This is a genomic window from Asticcacaulis aquaticus, from assembly GCF_028550415.1.
GTDB classification, from domain to species: Bacteria; Pseudomonadota; Alphaproteobacteria; order Caulobacterales; family Caulobacteraceae; genus Asticcacaulis; species Asticcacaulis aquaticus.
Window position 1 is genome coordinate 1 of sequence record NZ_JAQQKX010000021.1, and the last position, 15251, is coordinate 15251.

The 15251-nt window shown below is 61.4% G+C and carries 11 protein-coding genes, 1 tRNA gene and 1 rRNA gene; 3 read left to right on the plus strand and 10 right to left on the minus strand.

Annotated features, from left to right (window positions below; genetic code table 11):
• Both rrf and PQU92_RS17640 read left to right on the plus strand, forming a co-directional pair.
• A 5S ribosomal RNA gene (gene rrf, locus PQU92_RS17635) occupies positions 1 to 104 on the plus strand; the annotation flags it as partial.
• Positions 105 to 151: 47 nt separating this feature from the next.
• A tRNA-Met gene (locus tag PQU92_RS17640) sits at positions 152 to 228 on the plus strand.
• Positions 229 to 574: 346 nt separating this feature from the next.
• Here the strand turns inward: PQU92_RS17640 and galA are convergent.
• The 9 genes from galA to cyoA form a co-directional block, all read right to left on the minus strand.
• On the minus strand, positions 575 to 3064 hold the full coding sequence (gene galA / locus PQU92_RS17645; protein WP_272749618.1) for a beta-galactosidase GalA: 2490 nt from the start codon (positions 3062 to 3064) through the stop codon (positions 575 to 577).
• Positions 3065 to 3157: 93 nt separating this feature from the next.
• A complete protein-coding gene (locus tag PQU92_RS17650) occupies positions 3158 to 6070 on the minus strand; it encodes a TonB-dependent receptor (protein ID WP_272749619.1) in 2913 nt (970 codons plus the stop codon).
• 183 nt (positions 6071 to 6253) lie between these two features.
• Positions 6254 to 7264 carry a FecR family protein gene (locus PQU92_RS17655; protein ID WP_272749620.1) on the minus strand — a complete coding sequence of 337 codons (1011 nt, stop codon included), beginning with the start codon at positions 7262 to 7264 and terminating at the stop codon, positions 6254 to 6256.
• Positions 7251 to 7820, minus strand: a complete 570-nt coding sequence (locus PQU92_RS17660; protein ID WP_272749621.1) for an RNA polymerase sigma factor — start codon at positions 7818 to 7820, stop codon at positions 7251 to 7253. The genes PQU92_RS17655 and PQU92_RS17660 overlap by 14 nt, the downstream gene beginning before the upstream one ends.
• Positions 7821 to 8020: 200 nt before the next feature.
• The gene (locus PQU92_RS17665) at positions 8021 to 9373 is read right to left on the minus strand and encodes a glycoside hydrolase family 53 protein (protein WP_272749622.1); all 1353 of its coding nucleotides are present in this window, start codon (positions 9371 to 9373) and stop codon (positions 8021 to 8023) included.
• Between the two features lie 144 nt (positions 9374 to 9517).
• A complete protein-coding gene (gene cyoD / locus PQU92_RS17670) occupies positions 9518 to 9955 on the minus strand; it encodes a cytochrome o ubiquinol oxidase subunit IV (RefSeq protein ID WP_272749623.1) in 438 nt (145 codons plus the stop codon).
• On the minus strand, positions 9955 to 10617 hold the full coding sequence (gene cyoC / locus PQU92_RS17675; protein WP_272749624.1) for a cytochrome o ubiquinol oxidase subunit III: 663 nt from the start codon (positions 10615 to 10617) through the stop codon (positions 9955 to 9957). Before cyoC ends, cyoD begins: the two co-directional genes overlap by 1 nt.
• 2 nt (positions 10618 to 10619) lie before the next feature.
• Positions 10620 to 12650, minus strand: a complete 2031-nt coding sequence (gene cyoB / locus PQU92_RS17680; protein ID WP_368407122.1) for a cytochrome o ubiquinol oxidase subunit I — start codon at positions 12648 to 12650, stop codon at positions 10620 to 10622.
• A gap of 56 nt (positions 12651 to 12706) precedes the next feature.
• The gene (gene cyoA, locus PQU92_RS17685) at positions 12707 to 13732 is read right to left on the minus strand and encodes a ubiquinol oxidase subunit II (protein ID WP_272749625.1); all 1026 of its coding nucleotides are present in this window, start codon (positions 13730 to 13732) and stop codon (positions 12707 to 12709) included.
• A gap of 301 nt (positions 13733 to 14033) precedes the next feature.
• On the opposite strand from cyoA, the gene PQU92_RS17690 reads away from it, so the two are divergent.
• Complete coding sequence (locus PQU92_RS17690) at positions 14034 to 14468, plus strand: hypothetical protein (protein ID WP_272749626.1); 435 nt, start codon at positions 14034 to 14036, stop codon at positions 14466 to 14468.
• Positions 14469 to 14504: 36 nt separating this feature from the next.
• On the opposite strand, the gene PQU92_RS17695 is transcribed toward PQU92_RS17690, so the two are convergent.
• Positions 14505 to 15218: an SURF1 family protein gene (locus PQU92_RS17695; protein ID WP_272749627.1), complete on the minus strand. Its 714-nt coding sequence runs from the start codon at positions 15216 to 15218 to the stop codon at positions 14505 to 14507.
• Positions 15219 to 15251: the final 33 nt, after the last annotated feature.

Genomic DNA, 15251 nt, shown 5'->3' on the forward strand with positions numbered 1-15251 from the left:
TGCCGGTTGGTCCCCACCCGATCCCATTCCGAACTCGGTCGTTAAGCCTGCCAGGGCCAATGGTACTTCGTCTTAAGGCGCGGGAGAGTAGGTCGTCGCCAGGTCTATCAAACACAAGCATCAACCCTTCAATCACATATTATCTCGATGACGCGGGATGGAGCAGCCCGGTAGCTCGTCAGGCTCATAACCTGAAGGTCGTCAGTTCAAATCTGGCTCCCGCACCCATTGAGTCATGCCTCATATATCAACCGTTCGGATCATACCTGAGCGGTTTTTTTGTGCTCGCTACCCGCAGCCCCTTGCGCGCACGAAACGGTCCACCGGATCGGACCATCGCGCTCACTCGCCCTCGCCGGGCCGCACAGGCTCATAAGCCTTCCGGTCGTCAGTTCAAACGCAGCCACGCCTCGCGTGGCAAGTTCGGGGAACATAGCGACCCAAATCTGGCCCCCGAACCCAAAAAACTAAACAAATACAACCAAATACAGGCCTCCTCACGGAGGCCTTTTTGCGTTCAACCCTTGGAAATATTGAGGGTTAGCGGTCACGATTAACAGCCAACCCTCGCAATTTACGTCGTTGAAATTACGACTTGCGCAGAGGTCAGCCCTGTGGCGGTCGCCGTAACCCGAATGGTCCCGCCGCTGCGGCCGCTCTGCACGATGGCCTGAGCCAGACCGTTGAACAGGTGGCGCTTCGAGGCCTTGTCAGGCTCATGACTGGTGGGATTGCCGTTACCGACGCCGATAATTGCGCCCGGGCCGGTAATATCGAACGTCACCAGCTGATCGGCGCGGGGCACCGGGCGCCCCTTGGCATCGAAGGCCTCGACCCGGAGAACCGCCACGTCCTGACCGTCGGCCTTAAGCGTGTTGCGGTCTGCCGTAAGCACCAGTTTTACGGCGTCGCCCGCCGTTTCGCGCGTCTGTTTCAGGACGACCTTGCCGTCCTTATAGCCAAACGCCTGAATCTTGCCCGGTTGATAGACGACATCCCATTCGAGATGGCGGTTCCTGACCACGGCCTTCTTGCCTGCCGACTTGCCATTGACGAACAGTTCGACCGCGTCGAGATTGGAGTGGACCCAGACGGGAATCGTTTCGCCTTCCTTGCCGGCCCAGTTCCAGTGCGGGAACAGGTGCAGCAGGGGCTCGGCCTTCCACCAGGCGCGGTAATAGTAATAGTTGTCTTTCGGGAAACCGCAGGTATCGAGCACGCCGAAGTGCGAGGAGATCGACGGCCAGCGGTTATAGGGTGTCGGTTCGCCGCGATAGTCGAAGCCGGTCCAGATGAAACCGCCGGCGATAAAGGCTTTTTCGTCGAACAGGGGCCAATAGGCTTCGGCGGTCGATGCCCACCACGGATGCTCGGTATCGTAGGCGCGAACATAGGATTTGGCGGCGTCGGTGACGTATTCGCCGCGGGTCGAGACGGTCGAACCGGTTTCGGAGCCGTAGATTGGAAGGTTCGGGAAGTCGGCGTGGAATTTCTCCATCTGGCCGTGGCGGTAGTTGAAGCCCAGGACGTCGACGACCGAGGTGATACCCTTACCATAGGAGTTGTCGAGCGCCGCGGTCACCGGGCGTGTCGGATCGAGGCGCTTGCACAGGGCCTTCATCGTTCGGCCGACTTCGATGCCGCGCGTCGTCCCCTGAAGCGGCTCTTCGTTGCAGATGGACCAGGCGATGACCGAAGGGTGGTTGCGGTCGCGGCGAATCATGGCGTCAAGCTGATAGAGGCCGTCTTCTGACGACGACATCTTGCGCGTTTCGTCGATGACGAGGATGCCCAGCCGGTCGCAGGCCATCAGCACTTCGGGCGTCGGAGGATTGTGCGAACAGCGATAGGCGTTTGACCCCATCTCTTTCAGCTGTTGCAAGCGCCATAGTTGCAGCGCATCGGGGATGGCGGCGCCGACACCGGCATGGTCCTGATGGTTGTTCGTACCTTTAAGTTTTACCGGCTTCTCATTGAGTAGAAAGCCTTTTTCGGAATCGAAGCGGATATCGCGAAGGCCGAAAAAGGTGATGACCGTGTCTTCGCCGCCCTTACCATCGCCTACCGTGGTGACGAGTTTATAAAGGTGAGGGGTCTCGATCGACCACAAGACAGGATCGGCAATTTTAAGCGTCTGACGGACGGTTAGAGTCTGGTCGGGTTCGGCGGTTCCGCCCGTGGTCTGAAACGCTGTCGGACGGTCTGTCGGGCCTATAGAAGAGGTAACGGCCAATGCTCGCGTGCCGTCAGAAGCATTCCGCACGGTTGTCTCGATCTCGACCGTACCGTCGGTTTTGCCGCGCACCCAGACGCCCCATTGCGGGATATGCACGGCATTGGTCTTCACCAGCCAGACGTGGCGATAGATGCCCGCACCTTCGTAGAACCAGCCTTCGCCCTGGGTCGCATCGACGCGCACGGTCAGGATGTTCGGCTTGTCGTCGGTGTTGATAAAGTCGGTGATGTCGACCTGAAACGAGGTATAGCCGCTCTCATGGCGCTTGAGCAGGAAGCCGTTGAAAATGACGACGCAGTCGCGGAACACCCCGTCGAACTCGATCCACAGGCGCTTCCCCTTATCGGCCGGTGATACCGGCACGACCTTGCGGTACCAGCCGATCGATGTGTCCGGATAGTCGCGGCCCAGCGGCTTGTAGCCGTGGGCGGCCAGCATGTCTTCTTCGTCGGGTTTGCCGGTCGGGGTATAGTTCGGATTGTTGACGAAAGGCAGTTCCACGGCCCAGTCGTGCGGCAGGTCGAGCCTGCGCCAGCCGGAATCGTCGTAGTCGTGGCCGGTATTGGTGGCCACGCGGGCGCCCTGTTTGGCGTGGGTCCTGAGGTCGAGGCCGTAACCGAAATCCTTGCTCATGTCCGCCGCGTGGCCGAAATGAAAACGCCAGTCGAGGTCGAGCCTGATCCGTTCGCGCGGGCCGAGATCCGGTTGCGGGAAGGCATCGAGGACCGGGGCGCTGTTTGCGGGTTTCGCGGCCAGAGCGGGCGAGGTCGCGGCGGCCCCGGCGATGGCGGCGCTTTGCAGCAAGCGGCGGCGGTTCAGGCTGGTCATGGCAAATCTCCCCGTAATTTTATTACAATTATCTTACAAATAAAGGGGCCGGGTCTTCAAGTGAAAACCCGGCCCCGGCGATTGCGCAATCGATTAAAATTTGACGGTGACGTCGAGCAGGAAGCGACGGCCGAAATAGTTGATGTCGCCGACGCGATGCGCCTTGTAATCCGTATAGACCTTCATCGGCGTATCGAGGAGATTACCGGCCTGAAAGCGGACGCCGACATGCGAATTGATGGTGTAGCCAGCGGAGAAATCCAGCGTCGTTTCCGGCAGGACGCGAACCAGATTGGTCGAATCCCAGCCGAGGATGGCCGTATATTCCGAATGATACTTGGCCCCCAGACGCGCTTCGAATTTCGCATCCGCGTACCACAGGTCGAGGATGGCCGTGGAATCCGCCACGCCGTTCATCGGTAGCGGGTTGCCTGTCGGGACCATTTCCTTGATGTCGGAATTGACCAGGGCGAGGTTCGAATAGATACCGAACTTGTCGAGCCAGGCCACGTCGGGGAGGATGGCGCTGAAGGGCGTCTGGAAGGTGAATTCGACGCCCGAGATATAGCCCGTGCCCGTGCCGTTGACCGGCGAGGTCAGGACGTAGGGACGCCCCATGATCGTTTCGGACCGTTGATTGTAGCCGACATAGTTTTTGACGTTCTTGTAGTAACCGGCCACCGCGAACAGGGCGTCCGGATTGAAATAGTATTCGTAGGAGATATCGAGCTGGTCGGCTTCGAACGGCTTGAGGTACGGATTGCCCGCCGACCCGGTATAGGGGGCGACCGGCGACAGGCTGCGATTGGCCTTGAGCTCGTTCATGGGGGCGCGCGAAATGACCCGGGCGATGCCCAGCTTTAGGAACGCGTTGTCGAACAGTTCGAGCCGCGCCGAGGCCGAGGGCAGGACCTTGGTATAGGTCACGCCGCCCGCCGCCGTGGTCACGACCAGCGGATAATCGGTCCAGCTGCCGTCCGGGTTCTGGAACCAGCCGCCGCCCGACCGCGATTCCCCGGCGCTCTGGCTATCGACATCGACGACGCGCAGGCCGACATTGCCGGTGAGGGGCATTTCGCCGAAGGTGCTTTCGAAATTGGCCTGAACATAGGCCTCGAAGACCTTTTCACTGACGTCGGAATTGAACGCCAGCGCGTCGGGGTCGGGATTGACGGCATTGGCGCCGTAAGCGGTTTTCAGCAGGGTGTCGAAATTGCCGTTCAGCATGACCGGCAGGTCGAAATTCTTGAATTTATAGGCGGTCAGAGACGATCCGGCGATGGTGACGGACAGCGGGGCTGGATATTGGCCGTAGCCGGTGGCTTCGCGCTTGGTGCGGTCGGCATAGCGCGCGCCGAACAGGACCGAGGTCCAGAAATCGCCGCTCATCTCGCGGCGGAAATCGAGCTGTCCGGCGGTCAGTTCGTCCTTGACGCGACCGGGGGTTGCCTCGCCGAACTCCGGCGTGAAACTGGCCGTATTGGGCTGCTGCGACACCCGGATCGACGGGTCTTCGGTCAGGAGCCAGGTCATGCTTTCGGGGTAGGTGTTCATCTGGACCGAGCGCCAGAGATTGCTGCGTTCAGCACCGGAATAGGACAGGTCCGCGGTGACGGTCCATTTATCGTAGGTCCATTTGCCGTTGAGGCCGGTGACCAGCAGGGACTTGTCTTCTTCGTAGCGGGCGATGACGGCGGTAATTTCCGACCATGCGGTCGTCGCACCGATCAGGTCGCCATTGACGATGACCGGGTTCTTGTAGCTGCCGACATTGCCGCCGTCCCAGTTGCCCCAGTTATTGCCGCCGTACCAGGCCTGATTCTGGTCTTCCTGAATCTTGTACTTCGAATAGAGCAGATCGTAGGCCAGTTCGAAATTTGCATTGGGGCGGTACTGCAGGCCCAGAGACGCCGAATAGCGGTTGGAATCGAGGTACTTGGCTTCGGCACCCGCGCCCCACGGCGTCGGCACGTCCGGGCCGTTCGCGACGATGGGACCGGTATTGTTGCCCGGGCGCAGCTTGTCGTCGTTGAAGCCCCAGCCGCGGAAGGTCTCGTAACCGTTCTTCTGGTTCTGACCGGTCAGGCCGACGACGAAGGCGAAGCTGTCATTGACCTTTTTCACCCATGAGCCCGAGGCGCGCCAGCCGGTGCCGTCATAGCCGGGGAAGGCGGACCCGCCGTCGTAATTGACCACGCCGGCGCGGGCGACGAATTCAGGACCGGAATAGGCCAGCGGCCGGATGGTCTGGATGTCGACCGTGCCGGAAATGCCGCCGGACAGAAGACGCGCTTCGGAAGACTTGTAAACGGCGGCCCCGGATACGACTTCCGACGGGTAGATTTCCCAGCGCACATTGCGGTCGGGTTCGGAGGTGGCCACTTCGCGGCCATTGACGGTGCCCAGCACCATGCGCGGACCGATGCCGCGGATCGAGGCCTGACTGTCATTGCCGCGGTCGCGCGACGTATTGACGCCGGGCAGGCGCGCCAGGGATTCGGCGATCGTCACGTCGGGCAGGACGCCGATTTCCTTGGCCGAGATGAATTCGGCCACGCCGGGATTGATCCGTTTCTGGTCGATGGCGTCGCGCATCGACTTGCGCAGGCCCACCACGACGACTTCTTCGGGTTCATCCGACTTTGCGGCTTCAGCCTGAGCGGTGTCGGCGCCTTTTTCCACGCTCACCGCCGACGCCTTTACCAGCACGGCCGTGCGTCCGTCGTTGGATTTCACCGTCAGGCCGGTGCCCGCGATCAGCGTATCGAGCGCCTTGCCGACCGGCAGATTGCCTTCGACCGGGTTGGTGCGCACCCCGTCGAGATCGGCGGCGGTCGCCAGAATCTGCAGGCCCGACTGCCTGGCGAAGGCCTGTACAGCCTTGGCAGCCGGTTGTTCGGGGATGGAGAAGGGTTTCATAGCCTGAGCATAGGCCGACGGGGCGACGCAGGCCGTGGCGAGCGCGGTCATCAGGGCCGCTCTGGAAAGCCCGGACAGATGGTGCATGATGGTGTTTCCCATTTTTATATGTGGCCTCCACCGGTTAAGCGGGCGGAAGCGGTTATTGGATGAAGCGCGGCGTCAAAAACGCCGTTCTTCGTCCCTCCCGATGTCTAAGATGAAGCGGCGCGGGATTTCCGCCGGGAATGTCGGGAATTTTTCGGCGCGGCGGGCGCGAACCGTAGCCGGTTACCCGATCACGATGCGGTCGCCATCGACGGTCACGGGCACATTGAGCGCGCCGTGTACGGCACGGGCAAAGGTTTCCGGCTGATCGGCGCGGAACCAGCCGACCAGCTTCTCCGCGTTCAGCGCCGGGTCGGCGACGACGATCTTCTGAGCGTTATAGCGGTTGAATTCGGCCACCGCGCTTTGCAGGGTGTCGTTGTCGAAAGCGATCTGCCCGTCGCGCCAGGCCAGCGCCCGGTCCACGGCTTCGGGCCGGTACTCGGCCTCTACGGGCGCGGGGGCATAGGGCACGAAGGCGCGGCTGCCAGCGGTCAGACGCGCGGGCCGGTCGGGGATTTTGTGGTTCCATACCTCAACGACGCCCTCGGAGACCAGCACCACGGCCCCCGTCGCCAGTTTCCGGACGCTGAAGGCCGTGCCGACCGCCCTGACGCGCACGGTGTCGGCCGCCACGACGAAGGGACGGGCCTTGTCCTTGGCGACTTCGAACCACGCTTCGCCGCGCACCAGCCGCACGTCGCGCCGGTCGGGCTTGAGGCTGACCTCGATGCGGCTGTCGGTATTGACGCTGGCGACGCTCTTGTCTTTCAGGGGCACCTTGCGCAGTTCACCGACTTCGGTCTCCAGATCGACGCGGTCCCTGACGGCTGCGGCCAGAACGAAGGCCGCCGTCAGCGAGGCCGCGACCGCACCGCCACCCATGACGCTCAGGAGGCCGCGACGGGTGGGCCGTGCGGCCGCCGTCAGGGGCACGACAAAAGCGTCCGGGGCGGTGTCAGGTACGGATTCGGCGTCAAAAGGGGGCGGCGATATCTCCGCAGCGTCGATCCCGGCCCCCATGACGCTGGCGCGATCCATCATCGCCCAGGCGGCCTGCGCCCGAAAAAACGCGCCCTGATGCCGCGTGTCGGCGCTCAGCCAGGCATCGAGCCGCGCCTGCAGATCGGCGTCCCAGACGCCGGAGGCCTGCGTGGCCACCCAGCGAACCGCAATGTCGTCAATGGCGGACATGCTGGACCTTTTCGGCGACCGGCAGGCTTCGGGGCTGGCCGTCGCCTTCGGCAATGCGTTTGAGGATCAGCGACAAGCCCTTGGCCGTTTCCTTTTCGACGATGTTTTCGCTGACCGACAGGCGTTGCGCCGTCTCGGCCTGCGACAGACCATGTACCTTGCGCAGTTCGAACACGGCGCGGCAGCGGGCCGGGAGCGCTTCGATAAAGCCCATGACGCGCGACAGTTCGCGCCGCGCCGAAACGGCACGTTCGGGCGAGGGCGTCAGGTCGGCGCTGCCCAGTTCGTCAATATTCTGCACGGTGGTGATCGACACGACGCGGTTTTTCCTGATCTGCTCCAGCATGATATTGCGCGCCGTCCGGTACATATAGGCGCGCGGATCTTCGATATGGTCGAAACCCGTCTGACGCAGCAGGCGGTAATAGACCTCCTGCACCAGATCGTCGCGTTCCGATGGTGTGAGCCCCGCCCGCGCCAGCCAGTGGCGCAGACCGGCTTCATGCGGCAGGATGTGGGTGCCGATGAAGGCCAGATGTTCGGCGGGCGCGGTCATCGTCCACGCACCCCGATCGGGTCTCTGCGGTATAGGATGCACGGGCGCGAGATTTCCGCCGGGTCAACCGGATATTTTTTACTGAGCATGTACGCACTCCCTGAGACTGCCCGTCTTTTTGGCGCGGACATGTCTCAGCCAGTGAAACACGGAACACTCTCTCTGGCCAGATATATTGTATGATAAAAAGTGGCGTGTGACTATTGTGCCGCTAAATTGACCAGAGCCGCTTTCGCCGGTACGACGATTTCCGACGCCTGTGCATCCTTGAGGTCGGCGACGGCGGGCGCGACCCCGGCCAGCAGGGTCGTCCCCGGCTTCTGCCAGCTTCTGTAGATGAAATAGCCGTCCCGCCGTTCCATCGGCACGGCCAGACCGCCGGTGAAATCGCCGGTCAGGTACATGGCTGCCTGACCCGTATCCCTGACGCGGAAGGTCAGTTCCACCGGATAGACGAAGGCGGCTTTCGGCCAGTCGAGCGCGGGGAGGGCTTTGCCGTCGAAATCGAAGAAGGTGGCGTTTTCCCAGTTCGACCCCGTGCCCCAACGCGTCTTGCAGGCGGTCGAGACCCAGGCGGGTTCCCAGTACACGACGCCCACCCCGCCATTGTCGAGCGTAAGCTGCATCAGGTCGTGCAGATAGGCTGCCTGCCCGGCCGGCGAGACGCCGTAAGGGGCAAAGGCGGAGTCGGTTCCCATCAGATTGCCGTTCTGATCCTTGTGCCGGTCGGTGAACGGATAGGCGGTTTCGACGACGACGATGTCCTTGTCCGGATAGGTATGGCGGACGCGGTTGATCACCGCCCCCAGCCCCGCCATATCCATTTTCGACCATTTTTTATAATAGCTGATCCCGATCAGGTCGTAACCGGTTATCCCGGCCTTCGTGGCCGCCAGAAACCAGTGTTCGACGTTTTCCGGCTGGGCGATGTGCAGCATGATGCGCGGCGTCTTTCCGGCCTTTGCCCCGGCATCCCTGACCGCCCTGATGCCGCTGTTGAACAGCCGGGCGTTGCGCGTCCAGTCGATCGGTCGTTTGGCCTGACCTTCCTTATAGGTGAGATCGCCCATCATCTCGCCATTGGTCTCATTGCCGACCTGTACCTGATCGGGCATCAGGCCTTCGGCATTCAGTTCCATCAGCGTGTCGTAGGTAAAGCGATAGAGCGCCTCGGCCTGCTGGTCGGTGGTCAGCCTGGCCCACGCTTTCGGGACAAGCTGCTTTTCGCCGTCGGCCCAGTCGTCCGAATAATGAAAATCGAGGAGAACCGGCAGGCCAGCCGTTTTGGCGCGGCGCAAGGACCGCTTGACGTCCTTCAGATTCGAGTAGTTCGTCCAGTCCGGGTCGTTCCACAGGCGGATGCGAACGAGGTTGGCACCCGATCCCTTGAACAGCGCATAGACGTCCTCTGGAGTGCCGTCGCGGCTATAGGTCGCCCCGCAGTCCTCCATCTCGTTGACGTAGGACAGGTCGCTGCCGAAATAATAGTCGCGGGCCATGACCGGCGGAGCGGCCAGAATAGAGGATATGAACAGGGCGGTGATAGGGCGCATGCGGCGGGCTTTCCTGAGAGATGTGCCCTTAAGATGCACCACACGCCTTTTTCCGCCGGTGGAATGCGCCGAACCCGACCAAGATCAAAGAAAAAGCCGTTCGGGGGCATCCCGAACGGCTTTGATATTACAGGCTGGTGAGCCTTAGCCCATGGGCATCATGCCCGGCATCATATTGTGGTTCAGATGGAACATGACCCAGATGGTGCCGACGATCAGGATGCCGACGATGATCACGGTGAAGACGAAGGCCGCATTGTTCCACACCTGACTGGACGAGGTGTCCATATGCAGGAAGTAGTGCAGGTGGACGACGATCTGAATGACGCCGAGGATCAGGATGACCGGAATCAGGCTCGCGGCGGGCAGGATTTTCAGCATGGTCAGGGCGAAGGGGATCGCCGTGAGGATCACCGACAGGGCGAAGCCGATCAGATAGGACTTCACCGAGCCATGGCTGGCGCCATAATCGTGCGCGCCGTGACGGTGGTCGTGGTTCAGCTGATCGACCGCGTGGTGATCCGCCAGTTCGGTGTGCGGGTCTTTGGCCTTGTGCAGGGTGGGTTCGTTAGGAACGTGCATCAGGCGGCTCCCATCAGGTAAACGATGCTGAAAACGCCGATCCAGATGATGTCGAGGAAGTGCCAGAACAGGCTCAGTTCCATCATGCGGATGCGGTTGGCGGAGGTCAGGCCGCGGCGGGACAGGTGGACGAACATAATGGCCATCCAGACGAGGCCCGACGTCACGTGGATACCGTGCGTACCGACCAGCGTGAAGAAGGCCGACAGGAAGGCCGACCGGTCGGGACCGGCACCTTCGTGGATCAGGTGATTGAACTCATAGAGTTCCATACCCATGAAGCCGAGACCGAGCAGACCCGTGACAGCCAGCCAGCCCATGACGCCCTTCAGCTTGTTGGCCTGCATCGAAATCATCGACAGGCCAAAGGTCAGGGACGACAGCAGCAGCAGCGCGGTCTCGATCGCCACGAAGCCGAGGTCGAACAGTTCGCGCCCGTTCGGGCCGCCCGCCGTCGCGTCTTTCAGGACGCCGTAGGTGGCAAAGATCGTCGCAAACAGGATACAGTCGCTCATCAGATAGATCCAGAAACCCAGGGTGACCTTGGTTTCTTCGTCGTGATGATGATGGTCGTGCGTATCGTGGGCGTCGTTCGGGTTGTGGTCGTAGGCGGACGTGATCTCGTCCTTGATCGCCTCTAACGGATTTGCAGGATGGCTCATGTTTAGGCCTCCTTTTGGGTCTTGAGCAGGGCGAAGCGCGCGTCCTCGATGGCCTTGATTTCGTCAGGCTGGACGTAATAGTCGCGGTCTTCGTTGAAGGTGTGGACGGCGGCGATGACGATCATGGCGACGAAGCCGAGCAGGGCCAGCCACCAGATGTGCCACACCAGCGCGAAGCCGAACGGGACGCTGACCAGACCGATCAGCAGGCCGGTCGCCGTGTTGCGCGGCATATGGATCGGCGCATAGGTTTCGGGCTGAACATAGGCCTGACCCAGTTGCTTGGCGTCCCAGAACGAGTCGTGATTGCCGATCGCGGGCGTCACGGCGAAGTTATAGAACGGCGGCGGCGACGAGGTCGCCCATTCCAGCGTCCGGCCATCCCACGGGTCGCCCGTTTCATCGCGCAGCTCGTCGCGCTTGACGACGCTCCACACGATCTGGGCGATATTGGCGACGATACCAGCCAGGATGAGCAGGGCACCGCCGGCGGCGACGATCAGATAGACCTGCCACACCGGGTCGTTCATATGGCTCAGGCGGCGCGTCATGCCCATCAGGCCCAGCGCATAGAGCGGCATGAAGGCGACATAGAAGCCGATCAGCCAGCACCAGAACGAGACCTTGCCGAGGCCGGTGTGCAGCTTGAAGCCGAACGCCTTGGGGAACCAGTAGTTCAGGGCGGCGAAGCAGCCGAACAGCACGCCGCCGATGATGACGTTGTGGAAGTGGGCGATCAGGAACACCGAATTGTGCAGGACGAAGTCGGCGCCCGGCACGGCCATCAGGACGCCGGTCGCGCCGCCGATGACGAAGGTGATGATGAAGCCGAGCGTCCACATCATTGGCAGGTCCAGCTTGATGCGGCCGCGGTACATGGTGAACAGCCAGTTGAACACCTTCACCCCGGTGGGGATCGAGATGATCATGGTCGTGATGCCGAAGAAGGCGTTGACGTTGGCGCCTGCGCCCATGGTGAAGAAGTGGTGCAGCCAGACGACGAACGAGAGCAGCGCGATACACATGGTCGCATAGACCATGCCGTCGTAGCCGAACAGACGCTTGCGCGAATAGGTGGCGACGATTTCGGAGAAGACGCCGAAGGCGGGCAGGACGAGGATATAGACTTCGGGGTGACCCCAGGCCCAGATCAGGTTCACATAGAGCATGGCGTTGCCGCCGGCTTCATTGGTGAAGAAGTGCATCCCCAGATAGCGGTCGAGGCTGAGCATGGCCAGACAAACCGTCAGGATCGGGAAGGCGGCCACGATCAGCATGTTGGCGGCCAGCGTCGTCCAGGTGAAGATGGGCATACGCATCAGGGTCATGCCCGGCGCGCGCATCTTGAAGATGGTGGTGATCAGGTTCACCCCGGACAAAAGCGTCCCTAACCCCGCTATCTGCAGGGCCCAAAGGTAGTAGTCGACCCCGACCCCCGGCGAGAATTCGATCCCCGACAGCGGCGCATAGGCCAGCCAGCCGGTGTGGGCGAACTCACCGATAACCAGCGAGACGTTGATCAGGATGGCGCCGGACGCCGTCAGCCAGAAGGAGAGGGAGTTCAGATAGGGGAAGGCCACGTCGCGCGCGCCGATTTGCAGCGGCATGACGACGTTCATCAGGCCGACGACGAAGGGCATGGCGACGAAAAAGATCATGATCACGCCGTGGGCGGTGAAGATCTGGTCGAAGTGGTCCGGCGGCAGGAAGCCTTCGCCGCCCGCCGACGCCATCGCCTGCTGGGCGCGCATCATCAGGGCGTCGGCGAAGCCGCGCAGCAGCATGATCAGGGCGAGGATGATATACATCACGCCGATCTTCTTGTGGTCGACGCTGGTCAGCCAGTTCGACCAGACGTATTTCCACTGCTTGAAATAGGTGGTCAGGCCCAGCACCGCGACGGCGGCGATGACCATGCCCGCACCGGCGCCCATGATGATGGGATCGTGCCAGGGGATGGATTCGATATGGAGCTTGCCGAAGATGGCGCGCAGAAGCGGGTCTTCGTGGAGTTGGTCGACGCGGCTGGACATGGATCAGTAAAGCTTTGCGGATTGAAAGGGCACGGAAAGGGGCGGTGTTAAGTCGCCTAGCCTTCCGGCGTTACAGGGGTATTGAGGGCGATAGTCTTGTTGTCCTTCTTCGACGACTTCGACCTATCGGTTTCCGGTGCGACGCAGGCCACTGCATTGGGGGCCATGTTTTTGAGCAGCGCCATATTGTAGGCATCGTCCTTGCACAGGCCGCCCTCGGCACAGCCATTGAGGACCTTGGTGAACATGGTCGGCTCAACCGCAGCATAGAACAGAGGCTTTTCGGCGACGGCCTTCTGGTTCAGCGTCTTGTAGGTGGCGGCGTCCAGCGTCGCACCCGAGGTCTTGGCGCGGGCGACCCAGGCGGCGAAGTCTTCGTCGCTCATGGCCTTCGCCTTGAACTTCATATTGGCGAAGCCCTTGCCGGAATAGTTGGCCGAGATGCCGTCGTATTCGCCTTCGTGATCGGCCCGCAGCGACAGGTGGGTCTGCATGCCGGTCATGGCGTATATCTGGCTGCCCAGTTGCGGGATGAAGAACGAGTTCATCACCGTGGCCGAGGTCAGTTTGAAATGGACCGGCGTGCCGACCGGCAGGGCCATTTCGTTGACCGTGGCGATGCCGTACTCCGGATAGATGAACAGCCACTTCCAGTCCATCGCCACGACCTCGACCTCGACGGGCGGGATGTGGTTGCGTTCGGCCACGGCCTCGACCTTTTTGTGCGGATCGAGTTCGTGCGTCGAAATCCACGTCACCGTGCCGAGCGCGATGATGATGAGGGTCGGAATGGCCCACACCACGGCTTCGATGCGGTTGGAATGTTCGAAGTTCGGATCGTAGGTCGCCTTGGTATTCGAGGCGCGATAGCGGAACGCGAAGGCAATCGTCATCACGATCACCGGCACGACCGGAATCAGCATCAGGCCGAGCGCCAGATAGATCAGATCGCGCTCGGCGAGGCCGACGGGCCCCTTGGGGTCCAGCAGCGCCATCTGGCAGCCGCTGAGCGACAGGGCCGCCACGGTCAGCAGGGCGGCGGTCGCAAACGTGCGGAATCGACGGGAAGCAGGAGAGGTCACAGGCACTGGGTCAATCACCGAACTGGATTTCAAATGTCAAACTCCGGGCCTACTAATGAAATCACAAAGGATCGCAACCGGCAAAATGTCGCAGCCCATGCGTTACGTCTGGCATAATTTTGTTACGTTAAAATCAACACTTACGTAAAAATCTGCGGTGCGCGGCGGCTTCTGTGGATAAATAAACTGACAAAATTGTCAAAAGGCGAAAATTTGGCTTGCGCAAACGCTTGTCCTGCCCCAACTATTGTGAAACTGACGCCTGCGTGAATTTGTCGCGGCGCTTTGGGAGATTACGGTTATGAATGATGCACTGCACACCTATCGCTTCGGCCCGCTCGTAAAGACGGCGTTGTTTGTCGCAGCCCTGCTTCAAATTGTCGCAGGCATCATGCTCATCGCCAATGCCTATATGGCCGGGGGCTCGGTTCTGGCGCAGTTCTCGGGCATCGTTATGGGGATGATTCCCGTCGCCATCGCGCTGTTCGTGGTGCCCGTCCTGTGGAACTGCCAGCTGCGCGTTTACGAGAACCGTCTGGAGTATCAGGGCGTCCTGCTCAACATCGCCATCCCGCGCGAAGATCTGGTGGCCGTTTCCGCCGCGCCGAAGCCCGGTTTCGGCATGTTCGGCCTGACCTTGGAACTGGTCAACGGGCCGTTCCACCGCCTCAATCTGGCGATCATGTCGAAGAACGAAGACCGCGTGGTCAACTGGTTCGAAACCGCCCGCGCTTAAGCGACAATAGGCATTTCATAAAAAACGCCGCTCTGCTCAGAGCGGCGTTTTCGTTTTGGGACGGAGCGTCAGCCATAGCGTAGCGCCGGCAAGGCCTGCCGCCATGGCGAACCACGTCAGGGCATAGGTCAGGTGGTTATTGGTGAAGCGCACGACGGTCATGCCGCCTTTGGGCCAGCCGCCGGGCAGGTTCGATGCTTCGGCATCGATGAAATAGGCGGGCACCGCCCCCAGATCACGCGCCCTGGCCATGACCTGTGTGTCGCGCAGATACCAGCGGTCGTCGGCAGGGGCATTGGGTTGCGAGAACAGCCAGCCCTTCGTTTCCGACAGGCGGACAAGGCCGGTAACGGTTGTCGGACCGGACACCTGACCGGGGATGCGCGTTTCTGGCGCCTTCCTGTCGGTCGGCACATAGCCGCGATTGACGAAGATCGTGCCGCCATCGGTCGCGAACGGCGTCATGACCCAGTAACCGGCCCCGGCCTCGGTCAGGGCATAGACCTGAACTTCCCTGTCATTGAGGAACCGGCCGCTCAGGCGCACCCTGCGGTATTCGTCATTCGCCTTCGTCAGAACGGGCCAGCCGGAGGGTCCGGCTTCCAGCGCCTGCGCGGGCGCTGTGGTACGCGCATTGACCGTCTCGATCAGCGCGGTCTTCCACATCAGCCGCTGCACCTGCCACACGCCGAGCGCCAGAAGCACGGCGGTAACCAGAACAACGGCAATAGGGAGAACAAGGCGACGCATTGAGAGCAAACTCCGGTGGGGCGGGCCTCTATA

Coding starts and splice junctions, on each gene's coding strand:
- galA (WP_272749618.1), bottom strand. CDS start 3,064: ATGACCAGCCTGAACCGCCGCCGCTTGCTGCAAAGCGCCGCCATCGCC.
- PQU92_RS17650 (WP_272749619.1), bottom strand. CDS start 6,070: ATGCACCATCTGTCCGGGCTTTCCAGAGCGGCCCTGATGACCGCGCTC.
- PQU92_RS17655 (WP_272749620.1), bottom strand. CDS start 7,264: ATGTCCGCCATTGACGACATTGCGGTTCGCTGGGTGGCCACGCAGGCC.
- PQU92_RS17660 (WP_272749621.1), bottom strand. CDS start 7,820: ATGACCGCGCCCGCCGAACATCTGGCCTTCATCGGCACCCACATCCTG.
- PQU92_RS17665 (WP_272749622.1), bottom strand. CDS start 9,373: ATGCGCCCTATCACCGCCCTGTTCATATCCTCTATTCTGGCCGCTCCG.
- cyoD (WP_272749623.1), bottom strand. CDS start 9,955: ATGCACGTTCCTAACGAACCCACCCTGCACAAGGCCAAAGACCCGCAC.
- cyoC (WP_272749624.1), bottom strand. CDS start 10,617: ATGAGCCATCCTGCAAATCCGTTAGAGGCGATCAAGGACGAGATCACG.
- cyoB (WP_368407122.1), bottom strand. CDS start 12,650: ATGTCCAGCCGCGTCGACCAACTCCACGAAGACCCGCTTCTGCGCGCC.
- PQU92_RS17690 (WP_272749626.1), top strand. CDS start 14,034: ATGAATGATGCACTGCACACCTATCGCTTCGGCCCGCTCGTAAAGACG.
- PQU92_RS17695 (WP_272749627.1), bottom strand. CDS start 15,218: ATGCGTCGCCTTGTTCTCCCTATTGCCGTTGTTCTGGTTACCGCCGTG.